Source organism: Roseibium hamelinense (assembly GCF_007830545.1).
Lineage (GTDB): Bacteria > Pseudomonadota > Alphaproteobacteria > Rhizobiales > Stappiaceae > Roseibium > Roseibium hamelinense.
Map to the genome: position 1 here is coordinate 353,588 of NZ_VLLF01000001.1, position 12,852 is coordinate 366,439.

General features: G+C 56.5%; 10 protein-coding genes and 1 tRNA gene. 5 read left to right on the forward strand and 6 right to left on the reverse strand.

Translation table 11 applies throughout. The annotated features are described in order from the left end of the window. Window positions 1-17: 17 nt before the first annotated feature. Window positions 18-485: a peroxiredoxin gene (locus tag JM93_RS01695; RefSeq protein WP_145340337.1), complete on the reverse strand. Its 468-nt coding sequence runs from the start codon at window positions 483-485 to the stop codon at window positions 18-20. Window positions 486-687: 202 nt separating this feature from the next. Between JM93_RS01695 and JM93_RS01700 the strand changes: the two genes are divergently transcribed. Next, a complete protein-coding gene (locus tag JM93_RS01700) occupies window positions 688-3,972 on the forward strand; it encodes an AsmA-like C-terminal domain-containing protein (RefSeq protein WP_170230474.1) in 3,285 nt (1,094 codons plus the stop codon). Window positions 3,973-4,021: 49 nt separating this feature from the next. Here the strand turns inward: JM93_RS01700 and tyrS are convergent, their stop codons facing one another. Next, the gene (gene tyrS, locus JM93_RS01705; RefSeq protein ID WP_145340339.1) at window positions 4,022-5,275 is read right to left on the reverse strand and encodes a tyrosine--tRNA ligase; all 1,254 of its coding nucleotides are present in this window, start codon (window positions 5,273-5,275) and stop codon (window positions 4,022-4,024) included. A gap of 251 nt (window positions 5,276-5,526) precedes the next feature. Here tyrS and JM93_RS01710 point away from each other — a divergent pair, with 251 nt between their 5' ends. Next, the gene (locus JM93_RS01710) at window positions 5,527-5,775 is read left to right on the forward strand and encodes a hypothetical protein (protein ID WP_145340340.1); all 249 of its coding nucleotides are present in this window, start codon (window positions 5,527-5,529) and stop codon (window positions 5,773-5,775) included. Window positions 5,776-5,851: 76 nt separating this feature from the next. Here JM93_RS01710 and JM93_RS01715 read toward each other — a convergent pair whose 3' ends face one another. The 3 genes from JM93_RS01715 to JM93_RS01725 all read right to left on the reverse strand — a co-directional run bounded on the left by JM93_RS01715 (window position 5,852) and on the right by JM93_RS01725 (window position 9,075). Next, window positions 5,852-6,652, reverse strand: coding sequence for a substrate-binding periplasmic protein (locus JM93_RS01715; RefSeq protein ID WP_145340341.1), 801 nt, complete (start codon window positions 6,650-6,652; stop codon window positions 5,852-5,854). 554 nt (window positions 6,653-7,206) lie between these two features. After that, complete coding sequence (glnA, locus tag JM93_RS01720) at window positions 7,207-8,616, reverse strand: type I glutamate--ammonia ligase (protein WP_145340342.1); 1,410 nt, start codon at window positions 8,614-8,616, stop codon at window positions 7,207-7,209. Between the two features lie 120 nt (window positions 8,617-8,736). Further along, window positions 8,737-9,075 (reverse strand): P-II family nitrogen regulator, encoded by a 339-nt coding sequence (locus JM93_RS01725; RefSeq protein ID WP_145340343.1) that lies wholly within the window; start codon window positions 9,073-9,075, stop codon window positions 8,737-8,739. Window positions 9,076-9,432: 357 nt separating this feature from the next. Between JM93_RS01725 and JM93_RS01730 the strand changes: the two genes are divergently transcribed. Both JM93_RS01730 and JM93_RS01735 read left to right on the forward strand, forming a co-directional pair. Further along, a complete protein-coding gene (locus JM93_RS01730; protein ID WP_244300738.1) occupies window positions 9,433-10,992 on the forward strand; it encodes an NAD(P)H-hydrate dehydratase in 1,560 nt (519 codons plus the stop codon). 85 nt (window positions 10,993-11,077) lie between these two features. Beyond that, window positions 11,078-11,162, forward strand: a tRNA-Leu gene (locus tag JM93_RS01735). 101 nt (window positions 11,163-11,263) lie between these two features. Here JM93_RS01735 and JM93_RS01740 read toward each other — a convergent pair. Then, window positions 11,264-11,479 carry a hypothetical protein gene (locus JM93_RS01740; RefSeq protein WP_145340344.1) on the reverse strand — a complete coding sequence of 72 codons (216 nt, stop codon included), beginning with the start codon at window positions 11,477-11,479 and terminating at the stop codon, window positions 11,264-11,266. Between the two features lie 346 nt (window positions 11,480-11,825). Between JM93_RS01740 and JM93_RS01745 the strand changes: the two genes are divergently transcribed. Next, the gene (locus JM93_RS01745) at window positions 11,826-12,671 is read left to right on the forward strand and encodes a hypothetical protein (protein ID WP_145340345.1); all 846 of its coding nucleotides are present in this window, start codon (window positions 11,826-11,828) and stop codon (window positions 12,669-12,671) included. Window positions 12,672-12,852: the final 181 nt, after the last annotated feature.

The window sequence follows — 12,852 nt, forward strand, 5'->3', positions numbered from 1 at the left end:
TCCCGGGTGTTTGGCGGTTAAAGGGCTTTTACCGCGTCCAGCACGGCCTCCGCATGGCCCGGCACTTTCACCTTGCGCCAAATTTTTGCAAGATTTCCGTCCTTGCCGACAAGGAACGTGGAGCGTTCGACACCCATATACTTCTTGCCGTACATGTTCTTTTCGACCCACACCCCATAGGCCTGTGCCGTCTCGGTGTTCGTATCCGCGGCCAGGAGCACGGTCAGATCATGCTTGGCTTTGAACTTGTCGTGCTTTTCAGCGGTGTCTGGTGAAATGCCGATGATTGTGGCGCCCAGATCGGAAAACTCTTTTTCAAGTCCGGAAAATGCGATCGCTTCCTTTGTGCACCCGGGTGTGTCGTCCTTGGGGTAGAAGTAAACAACCACCGGCTGCCCCTTAAGAGAGCTGAGCGCAATCCGGTTTCCACCGTCGCCATCGAGATCGAAATCCGGTGCCGGGCTGCCCACGTCCAAATCGCTCATACGTGCCTTCCTTCTGTCACACTGATGTTGTTAATGCGGCGCTTGGCCTGCCGGGTCGGCATCGCTTTTCGCCTGAGATTGTGAGTATCATAGGTCATGATGCGACTCGTTCAATCGCGCATTGCCGAGATCCGATCTATCGCGTGCTGGAATGTGTGGACCGCAGGCCGCATCTGCAAGACTTGAGAGCCAACGCCCGCAAATGACATCTGCGCCCGCGAATGACAGACCTGCCGGAAAGCCGAAATCCAATTGGCGCAGGTGGGTCGCTGCCGGGCTTCTGTCATGTGTGTTTCTGTCCGCCGGCTACATTACCTACCGCTGCCTGACAGGCCCGGTTCAAGTGCCCTTTGTCGCGCACTTTATGGCATCGCAGGCCAGCCAGGGTCCTGCAACACTGTCCATCTTTGATGCGTCTGTTGATTTCACCGATCCGGAAGGTATGCGGGTCGTTGTTCGGGACGCGCATCTGAAGGTGGACGGAGACGTTCCGGTCGAGATCATTTTACCGCGTGTTGAAGCTCCTGTCAGCGTGGCGGCGCTGCTTTCGGGCGAAGTGTCCTTCAACTCGCTCCTGCTGGATCGTCCGGAAGTTCAGATCGGGCTGAAAGGTGGTGGCACCATTCCGGAAATGGACGAACTTTCGGAGGCGGTGAACCGCGTCAGCGACATTGTTGATGAGAGCTTTGCCCGCCGGCAGCTCGAACATGTCACAATCGAGAACGGGAGTGTTTCGTTCACCGGTCAGCTCGCCCGGAAAGTGGAAGGCATTGATGCGGAAATCCGCCGCGCGCCGACCGGAGAATTACGGGCCGCGGCCCGTGTTGCCGGCAAGGTTGGGCCATGGGAAATCGAGCTCTTGCGCACGGCACCCGATGCCAACGCAGACCGGCGGATAGCCGTGCTTGCCAGTTCCGTCACCCTTGCAGAGCTGCTGGATCTTGACGTGACACCTGGGGCCGGAAAAGGCTTCGGCCAGCCTTTCGAAGTCAAGGTCGATACGCGGCTTTCCCCTGACGGAGAATTCAAAGCCACCAATATTGTCGCACGCACTGTCAGCGGCTGGGTACAGCTCGGACGAACAACGGTCTCTTTCGATGATGTTGCGCTGTCGTTGGTATGGAACGCGGATACCAGGGCGATCGAGGTTACGCGGTCCCACGCGGTTAACGGCAACACGCAAATCTATTTCCGCGGGCAAATCATTCCGCCGGAAAACGGTGAACGCTTTTGGGATTTGAAGCTTGCGACGGATTTTGCTCAGTTCGGCTCATCTGACATTCCTCTGCCGCCTATGCTGCTGGAAGAAGCCGAACTGGTTGCGCGGGTCGATCCGGGCGCGCGAAGTGTCCTGATTGACCGGTTGGCGGTCAGCAATGGCAAGTCCAAAGCGTTTGGAGCAGGGTCTGTCGATATTGCCAGGGACGGTCCCTATTTGGCGTTTGTGCTCAGTGGCACGGATATCCCGGTTGCCCTGGCAAAGCAGGTTTGGCCGATCACGCTGGTTCCGCCTGCACGCAAATGGATTATTGAGCGGATAAAAGACGGCAGGATCGACACAGTCTCGCTGACGGCGGCAGTGCGCCCACCGGCATTCGATCAGTCGGATCCGGACCCGGGCTGGTCTGGCGACGACGTCACAGTGGACTTGAGCTTTTCAAATGGGCGGATTGCGCCAGTCGGCGATGTGCCGGATGTCTCGAGCTTGAGCGGAACCTTACGGGTAGCCAATGAGGTTTTGCGTGTCGAGGCAGCAGATGCAGAGATCAAGGTGGCCGGGCGCGACAATATCCGGATCCCGACCGGCAGTTTCGAAATACTGAACCTGCCGCTCAGGACCGGAAAGATCGGTGTTTTGGATGTCGATCTGCAAGGTGGGGTCCGGCAGCTTGGCGATGTGGTCAACAGCGCGCCGTTTCGGGTGCTGGACCGGGCCGGGCTTGGAGATGAAGGTGTCAGCGGCACGGCTGATCTGAACATCGCGGCCCGCTTTCCGATTGAGGAAGACATTCAGGTCGAGGATGTTTCCTGGAAGGCGACGGCGGTCTCCGACAATTTCTCTGCCGAAAAGCCGATCAAAGGTCAGACCATCCGGAACGCTGACGTTACGCTGACGGCCGATCCAAGCCAGGTGTCGATCGCGGGCAATGGCGTTTTGAACGGCTTGAACGCGGACATCGACCTCGTCATTCCGCTGAATGATTCCAACGTGGCCGCGCGTCAGGGCGTGGTTGTTGATGCGACTGCTGCCCAACTGAAAGAACGTGGAATTGATCTGACGGATTTCGTGTCGGGCGATCTGAAAATGACCATCGACGAGACGGAGGCTGGGCAAAACTTCTCGATCAATCTTGCCTCGGCCGCGCTCAAACTGGACGCCCTGGGGTGGAAAAAGGCGAAAGGCGTCCCGGCAGAAGCAGCCTTTTTGCTGGTTGAAAACGAAGAAGAGCGCCGCGTCGAGAATTTCCAGCTGACATCAGACAGTGTCAACCTGGAAGGCGGGATCACACTGACGCTGGACGGCGAGGTCAAGACCGCCTCTTTTTCAAGGTTCCAGCTGCGTGAGGGCGATGCCGTGTCGCTCAGTATCCAGCGGTCGGCCAACGGGCGCTACAAGGTTGCCTTGGACGGAGATACATTTGACGCCAGAGGACTGATCCGCCAGCTGCGCCAGCCGGGAGGTGGCTCGTCTTCGAGCGGGTTTGCCGGTGGCCTGTCCATCGCTGCCAACATTTCCAAGGTAACCGGTTTTAATGGCGGAAGGCTGGACGATTTCGCCGGCACACTGAGCCTGAGCGGTTCAAGCCTGACGCGGGCGGAATTGTCGGCCTCGGTCGATGGCCGCGCGCCGTTGACGTTCAGTGTTCAGCCTGCTGGAAGCGGACGGTATGTCGATGGGAAATTCGAAGATACGGGCGCTTTGCTGCGTTTCCTTGACCTTTATGCGCGGATGCGCGGTGGCAACGGCCAGTTGGCGGTCACCATGTCTGACGATGAGGTTTGGGATGGCAGTTTTCACATCACCGACTTGTCGATTGTCGAAGATCCTGCCATTCGTCAACTCGGCCGCGGTGTCCGGCTGACGGACCGCCGGGACGGAAGCCGTATTGTGGCGAATGCAGCGGCGGCCGGGTCCGGCCAGGCGTCGTTCGACACGATGGACATGCAATTCCGGCGCGACGGCGATACGCTCACGCTGACCCGAGGCGCACTTCAGGGTGCGGTCATCGGTGGCACAGTGAGTGGTACCGTGAATCTCAAGACACAGCGCATGGACCTGACCGGGACCTTTGTGCCGATCTATGCGCTCAACAACTTTTTCGCGAACATCCCACTGCTTGGCTTTGCGCTCGGCGGAGGCAGCGGGGAGGGGCTTTTGGGGGTCACTTACAAACTGTCCGGACCGCTTGTGGATCCTGTTCTGACCGTCAATCCGATCTCCGCCATTGCACCCGGCATTTTCCGGAAGATGTTCGAGTTTCAATAAAAAACCGGGCATGCCGCCCGGTTTTGTCATGCAACACAGGTGATGCTGCTCACACCGGCTTGAGCAGGACATGCTTTTTCTTGCCAAGCGACAGCTTGATGATGCCGTCATCCGTAAGGTCTGCCGGGGAAAGCTGGCGGTATGGGTCCTGCTCTCCACTGTCGTTGATCTTCACCGCACCGCCCTTGATATTGCGGCGGACGTCACCGTTCGACGCGCATAGTCCGGCTGTCACAAAAGCGGTGAGCACGCCGAGCCCGGCTTCGAGGTCAGACCGGGAAACTTCCACCGTCGGCAGGCCTTCAGCAGACTGGCCGTCCTCAAAAGCCTGACGAGCCGTCTCGGCGGCCGCTTCGGCCTTCTCCCGGCCGTGGATCAGTGCCGTTGCTTCGGTGGCCAGAATTTTCTTGGCATCATTGATTTCCGAGTACTCAAGGGCCGCAAGCCGCGTGACCTCTGCCATTGGCAAGACCGTGAACAGCTTCAAGAACCGCTCAACATCGGCGTCTTCGGTGTTGCGCCAGTATTGCCAGTAGTCATAGGCCGAGAGTTGTTCCTCGTTGAGCCAGACGGCCCCTGCAGCCGTCTTCCCCATCTTGGCGCCGGAGGCGGTCGTCAAAAGCGGCGAGGTGAGAGCAAAGGCCGTTGTCTCTTCGAGCCGGCGGACCAAGTCGGTGCCGGAAAGAATATTGCCCCACTGATCCGAGCCGCCCATTTGCAGCCGGCAGCCGGTGCGGCGGTAGAGTTCCAGATAGTCGTAACCCTGGAGCAGCATGTAATTGAATTCCAGGAACGACAGGTTTTGTTCGCGTTCAAGACGCAGACGCACGCTGTCGCGCTGTATCATCTGGTTCACTGAAAAATGACGCCCGATATCGCGCAAAAACTCGACATAGTTCAGTTTCAACAGCCATTCGGCATTGTCGAGCATCATGGCATCGGAAGGCCCGTCGCCAAAGGTCAGCAGTTTTTCAAACACCTTGCGGATGCCGGCCTTGTTGTCTTCAATCAGCTCCGGCGTCAGCATCTTCCGGCTTTCGTCTTTTCCGGACGGATCGCCCACGCGGGTTGTCCCGCCGCCCATGAGTGCGATGGGCCGGTGACCGGTTTGCTGGAACCAGTACAGCATCATGATCGGAACCAGGGATCCGGCATGCAGGCTCGGAGCGGTACAGTCAAAACCGATATAGGCGGTGACGGTTTCTTTTGCGCAAAGCTCATCAAGCCCTTGCGGATCAGAGATCTGATGGATGAAACCGCGTTCCGAAAGAACCTTCAAAAACTCGGATTTGTAATCGCTCATAAGCCTCGTCCGTTTTGATGCCGGTCATGCGGCAAAGTCTTTTGCTGTGGCTGTATACCGGCTGGCGGGCGATGTAAATCACAGGTCAGGACCGATCAAGACGCATCATGGTCCGCCAACTCAAACTCCAATGCCAGGGAGGTGTCATCAAATTGTCATCCAAGTGATCGCGATCACAATCCGCAGCTCCTTCCCGGTCTATACCCGAAAGCGTCGGTGGGATGGAACCATCAGTGAGGGGATGGACTGGCATGTGGAAGACTGGTTTTTTTCTGAGCGCAGTAGTGGCAAGTTTTGTCGTCTCAATGGTGCTGGTGACACCAATTTTGACGGCTGAGCGACCGGCGCATGCGTCGAGCGCAATCAGCCCGCAAACTGTTGTGTATGCCCCTGGTGTCGCATCAAATACGCACCAGACTTGCGCAGCCCGGGCAATCTATAAATTCGATGCCGACACGCGTCTTTACAACATCGTTGGATACAAGCCGACGTGCTACTAACCTGGCCCGAGCAAAAAATGCCCCGGAAGTCTGGGGCATTTGCCGCGTGAAGGTCTGCCGCGTGGTGTTCTAAAGTCTACCCGGCGCAGGCGTTTTGTTGCGTGATGCTGGAAGGTTCGTCAAATGACTGGATTGGAGCTGTCACGCCGGCCGCTTTAAAGATCTCGTCGACTTTTCCGCTTGTTCTTAGCTCATAGAGTGCGCAGTTAAGATCTGCAAAATACCTGGCATGGTGACCGGACTTGGGAACAGAAAAGAACCGTCCGTTCAAGAACACCACTTGGTAGGCCGCTGGCTCAAAATGTTCATCATACGGCAGTCCCACGGCTTCTGCGTTTTCCCTGAACAGCGCTTGGTCATCGCTGACCACGAGATCAAGCCGGCCGGCATGGAGCATCCGAATGAGGGTTTGTTCACCGGTGGCTTCCAGCTTTTGCAAGTTCGTGCTGTTGTTAAATTCGGGATAGTAGTAGGCGCTTGCCCGTTGCCCGATAAGGTAAGGTTTTAGCTCCTCAAATGATGCAGGATTCGCGGCGCTGTCCTTCTTCCGGATAAACATGACTTTGCGGCGTTCATAGCCGTAGGGCATGGAATGCAAAAACGCAGCGCGCTTTTCATTCATTGAATGCCGGACCAGAACACCTGCCTTGCCTTTTCGGGCGAGCAATAGGCTCCGTTTCCAGGGAACGACCACATATTCCGCGTGGTAGCCGGCTCTGAGCATGACGGCTTCGATAAGCTGGTAGACTGGCCCGGAGACTTTGCCGTCCGACACGACAAGGTCCGGCGGGCGGTTGCGGACTTCGACCGTCACCGGGTTTGCTGTGGCTGATGCGACACCAACAAAGAGGACAGCAAGCGTGGCCAGAAGCCGCATGATTGGTTTCCCTAGAGTGCACTGACACTCTTAGGAGTTAGGGTATGAAATAACCATGAAAAACCTGACTAAACTCAACGACAGATCGCGGATTTCCGGAGTAAACAGTGTTTTCGGCTGTATTGGTAGCGTGCAAAAACCAGCACCTGACGGGGCCAATATTTGAGAAGTCTGTCCGGCTCAAAACAGGGAAAAATGCCTTGGGTGGTACTTGCCCCGGCTTCTAAATCGCACGGCGTCCGACAAGAGATTTGAGGGCTTTGCGGTGTCAATCCGGGGGCACCCATAGGGTCTCATAGGGGTTAGTGTCCGCTTCTTGCCATAGCGCGGCGACGCTCGCGACCATGTTGCCACCATCGCATTTGGGGACTTCGACAGCGAGTGCAGTTCCAACACCGGCCATGCAGGTCAGGGGAGTGCTTGCAAAAAACTGAAAGACTCATCGGCCTTGCGCCAATTGGTGCAACACTTCGAGAGACGCTTTGCGTTATGACCCGTTAAAAAACCCCGGCCAAATGACCGGGGTTTTCCATTTCTCAATTCCTTGGGAAGGATCAGACGGAGTAATACAGGTCGAACTCAACCGGGTGCGGCGTCATTTCGTAACGCTCGACCTCTTCCATTTTAAGTTCGATGTAAGCGTCGATCTGGTCGTCGTCGAACACGCCACCGGCTTTCAGGAACTCACGGTCTGCATCGAGGGCTTCGAGCGCTTCGCGAAGGTTGCCGCAAACGGTCGGGATCTCGGCCAGTTCTTCAGCCGGCAGATCGTAAAGGTTCTTGTCCATCGCATCACCCGGATGGATCTTGTTCTTGATGCCGTCAAGACCAGCCATCAGAAGGGCGGAGAAGCAAAGGTACGGGTTTGCCGTCGGATCCGGGAAACGGACTTCGATGCGTTTCGCCTTCGGGGATGCCGTGAACGGGATCCGGCAGGACGCAGACCGGTTCCGCGATGAATAAGCCAGCAGAACAGGAGCTTCATAGCCCGGGACCAAGCGCTTGTAGGAGTTGGTCGACGGGTTGGTGAAGGCGTTCAGAGCTTTTGCGTGCTTCAAGATGCCGCCGATGTAGTAAAGGCAGGTTTCGGAGAGGTCCGCATACTGGTTGCCGGCAAAGGTTGGCTCACCGTCTTTCCAGATGGACTGGTGGCAGTGCATGCCGGTGCCGTTGTCGCCGAAAACTGGCTTCGGCATGAAGGTCGCCGACTTGCCATAGGCATGTGCGACCTGATGCACGACATATTTGTAAACCTGCATGTTGTCGGCACACTTGGTCAGTGTGTCGAATTTCATGCCAAGCTCATGCTGTGCCGCTGCCACTTCGTGGTGGTGCTTTTCGGTCGGTACGCCCATTTCTGCCATGACGGACAGCATTTCGGAGCGGATGTCCTGCGCGCTGTCGATCGGCGGGACCGGGAAGTAGCCGCCTTTGGTGCGCGGGCGGTGGCCCATGTTGCCGGTCTCGTATTCCGAGCCCATGTTCGACGGCAGTTCCGTGCTGTCAAGAATGAAACCGGTGTTGTACGGGTCGGCAGAAAAGCGGACATCGTCAAACATGAAGAACTCGGCTTCCGGGCCGAAGTAGATGGTGTCGCCGAAGCCGCCGGACTTGACGTAGGCTTCCGCCTTCTTTGCAGTCATGCGCGGGTCGCGGTTGTAGCCTTCGCCGGTGATCGGATCCACAATGTCGCAGAAAACCGCCATGGTGGATTGCGCGAAGAACGGGTCGATATGCGCTGATTCCGGGTCAAGGATCAGCATCATGTCGGACTCGTTGATCGCCTTCCAGCCGGCAATCGACGAGCCGTCAAATGCGACGCCTTCAGCGAACATGTCTTCATCGACCAGAGCAACGTCCATCGTGACGTGCTGCATTTTACCGCGCGGATCGGTGAAACGCAGGTCTACGAACTTGACGTCCTTTTCCTTGATTTCCTTCAGGATCTCTGAAGCTGTCGTCATGATGATCATCCCTTGTATTGCGTGTGATCAGGTTGGGTTGTGTTCGAACCGGCCCGGTCTGGTGGTTTTGAGCTGAGCGCTGGTTTGAATGGATTGGCCGGCAAGGGCCGTTGGTAAGGATCAGATTGCGTCGGTTCCGGTTTCGCCGGTCCGGATGCGCACTGCTTCTTCAATGTTGGAGACGAAGATTTTGCCGTCGCCGATGCGGCCCGTTTGGGCAGCGGAGCGGATTGCCTCCACGGCCTTGTCTACAAGGTCGGCGCTCAGCACGATTTCAACCTTCACCTTGGGCAGAAAGTCGACAACATATTCTGCGCCCCGATAAAGTTCGGTGTGGCCTTTCTGACGGCCAAACCCTTTCGCCTCGGTTACAGTGATCCCCTGGAGGCCGACCTCTTGGAGAGCTTCCTTCACTTCGTCCAGTTTGAAAGGCTTGATGATCGCTTCGATCTTTTTCATCACCTTTTGTCTCTCTCCCGCAATTGGTGGTCGGTAGCAATGGCTGGACCCGCAGTGTCCAGAACGAGCCCGCCGGAGCTGGCGCCTGCTCGCCCGCGTTGGCAAAGCACGAGCCGTGCCAGATTTATCAGGGCGGCGAGAATTTTCAGGAACAGGCGGTTTTCGCCGTAAAAAGCGGCAGATGGGCCGTTCCAATTCGAAAATAGTGTTTTGCGAAACCACGGAAGTGATCAATAAACAGGCATATTGATGAAATTATATGCAAAAGCCCTGGCTGGACACGCTAGCTGGCGGTGGTCTCTTGTCAGGCAGGCTGCCAATCAGCACAGATAGCTGGCCCTGTTGTGAAGGACTGTTATGCAAGCCAATATGGACCGGATCCCGTATCTCTTGACACCGGAGGAAATGGGCCGGGCAGACGAACTGACGATTTACGCCGGTACCCCCGGGTCTGTTCTTATGGAGCGGGCAGGCGGGAAGGTTGCCGCTGCTGCGCAACAAATGGTGCCGGATGGTGGCCATATTCTCATCCTGTGCGGACCCGGCAACAATGGCGGCGATGGTTTTGTTGCTGCGCGGCAGCTTGATGGGGCGGGTTTCGACGTCTCCGTGCTTCTGCTCTGCGACCCGGCGCGGCTCAAAGGCGACGCGGCACAGGCATTCCAAAACATGCAGTTGCCTTGGTCTCAATTGACCGAAGAATCGCTCAGCCTTGGACTCGGCAAGGCCGGTCTTGTCATCGATGCCCTTTTCGGCGCGGGCCTCGACAGAGCGCTTGAGGGGATGGCTTTGAAAGCGGTGAAAATGCTGCGGGCCAGCAAGACACCGGTTCTGGCCGTTGATTTGCCTTCAGGCCTCAACGGCGCCACCGGAGCGGCGCTTGGGGCTGTGTTCGAGGCGGTCCGCACTGTGACCTTTTACCGGCGCAAACCTGGTCATCTTCTCGAGCCGGGCAGGTCCTATTGCGGCATCGTGGAGGTCGTCGACATTGGCATTCGTGATGACGTGCTGAAGGACATAAATCCCAAGACATTTGCCAATGAACCGTTCTTGTGGGCAGCTGTTTTTCCGGTTCCGGGGCGGCGGGCGCATAAATACAGCCGGGGCCATGCGCTGGTTTTCGGCGGACAGTTGCAGACAACCGGCGCATCCAGGCTGTCGGCCATGGCAGCGCTGCGGGCCGGCAGCGGACTGGTGACCATGGCGGTTCCTCCCGGTGCCTTGTCGACCTATGCGGCGCATTTAACGGCCATTATGGTTCGGCCTCTCAAGGGCGAGGATGCACTTGCGCGCGCCTTGTCGGATGACCGGCTGTCCGGTTGCCTGATCGGGCCGGGCTATGGCACCGGCAGCAAAACGTCAGTGGATGTTGTCTCGGTTTTGGCGCAGGGACGTGCCACGGTTTTGGATGCAGATGCGCTGACATGCTTTGAGGCGGATACGCAGCGGCTTTTTCAAGCGATTTCTGCTTGCAATACCGCAGGCTGGGCCGAAAATGCAGGCGCGACCCCAAAACCCGCAAAGGTGGTTTTGACACCGCATGAAGGCGAGTTCAAACGGCTGTTTCCCGATTTGAACGTGAACAACCGCCTCACAGCTGCACGCCAAGCGGCGCAAGCGAGCGGTGCCGTCGTGGTTTTGAAAGGACCGGATACCGTAATTGCAGCCCCCGATGGTCGTGCGGCCATCAATGGCAATGCCCCGCCGTGGCTGGCCACCGCTGGGTCAGGCGATGTGCTTGCTGGTTTGATCACAGGTTTCTTGGCCCAATCCGTTCCGGCATTCGAGGCGGCGGCTATGGGGGTATGGTGCCATGGTGAAGCCGGTTCCATAGCCGGGGCAGGGTTGATTGCCGAGGATCTGCCTGCTGCTGTTCAGCCGGTCATTGCAGGCCTGGTTGCAGAACGGGCGGGATAATCCGAAACAAAGTTGTCATTTTCCCTTTGACCGGAAAAATTCGGGTGGTATAGAGGCCGCGCTCTGGCGGCACCGCCGCCCGGACGCGGATGTGGTGAAATTGGTAGACACGCCAGATTTAGGTTCTGGTGCCGCAAGGCGTGGGGGTTCAAGTCCCTCCATCCGCACCATTTTAAACAAGTGCTACGTTTCGCTACGCTGTTTACTTCGTTCTTTTAGTGCACTTGAACAATCCGACGATAAGGATTTTGCGCCATAAATAGACCTGCGCTCATTCATTGGTGCTGCGTGTATACGCCCTGATGAGCTTGTATATCAGCACGCCCGCCACCGGGATCGACAGCGCCAGGCCGACCAGCATGATCGGTACGCCGAACTGTTCCGGCAAAAGGCTTGGGATCAGGAAGACGGTTGCACCGGCAAAGACCCCGAAATGGGTCAGCCGCTGTGAATAGAGTTTGATATCGCTCTGCCGGGTAGATCTCATCGTATTTTCCGTGGCTTGCTTAGCTAGAACGTAGGTCGGCTCTGTCGGCCCGCAAGGAGCGCCTTGGAAAGGCCGTCAAGGCTGCGCGAGAAGGTGCATGGTTTTCCCTGTTGCATCCAGTGGGCTGTACTCCTGCCTCCAGGCGCTGTTACGTCGTTGCAGGCGCATGCCCGCTTATTTGTTTCCTACGCGTCGTTTTAACTCTGCCGGCTCTCGAGTTTGATGTTCCCGCTTTGTGGCATCTGTTTACTGGTCTGCTTATCAAGTGATAAAGCGATAACATGACCTTCCGCAGCGTATAGTTGCTAAATTCCCTAGCGATATATTTCGCGAGGAGAAAAAGGTAATGTCATTTTTATCCATCTTTTCCAGTTGTTGTGGCGGCTCATCCCAAAAGGCCGAGAAAACCGACAAGAAAAAAGAACAAATGGCGATGGAACAGACGCTGGCCGACGCAAAACCGGCAAATAAAAAAATCAAGACGTCGCCAAAGCTCCATTCCTTTAAAAGCCCATCGACGAAAAATGATGCTCTTTCGCTTCAATCGACTCAAGACAATGCTATAGCAAAAACAAGCACTAAGAAGACCGACGAAGACTTAATGGCCGACTTGTTCGGAGCGGAAATTGATGATGCGTTCGCGTTGAGCTTTGGACACGACAGCGCGTTTAATCACGAATATAAAAAAGCAACACAGAAAGAAAACTACGTGCCGACCGGCGACTACATCATTGCTGACAAAGGGAAGGGCGCGACAACAAGCGATTTCTCAACTTGTCTCGTCTTCGGGGCGCGCGGAAATGGAAAAGTGGTGCTCTCGCACATAGATGCAACTAAGCTTGCGGTTCTGAATGGTCATGATGTCAAGGAAACCAAGGGAATTTCACTTAAACAAATCAAGGATGCAGCCGAAAAAAATGTAGGCGGCAACCCGGAATACTTTCTCTGGTACAATAAGGACTACAAAAGCCCCGCGTCTGAAAACAATGGAAACACGCATCAAAGTGCTTTTCATGAGGACGTCTACTCTAAATTTAAGACAGAGATGTTCGGTGACAGCGATAGACTTCATGAGATCGCAGTCCAGGGAAAAGATGCCTACGGGTCAACGGTCGGATTTGATGAGAACCATCAGCTCGTGTTCAAGGGTGACGGGGACGCGAACATAAACGGCTTCGAGAATCTCAAGTAAAAGGAGGGCGTGAATGCCTGGACGGGCTCCAATGGCCTGCGTGGCAGTCGGGCGCGCACCTTGAGCTTGAAAAAGACATGGGCCCTTGCATTCCGGGTCAGAGCGACCATCTCAATGGCGCGCAGGACGGCCTGCGCGCTTCTCATCAAATCGATGCGGGACGGCCCGCAAAAGGAGCAAG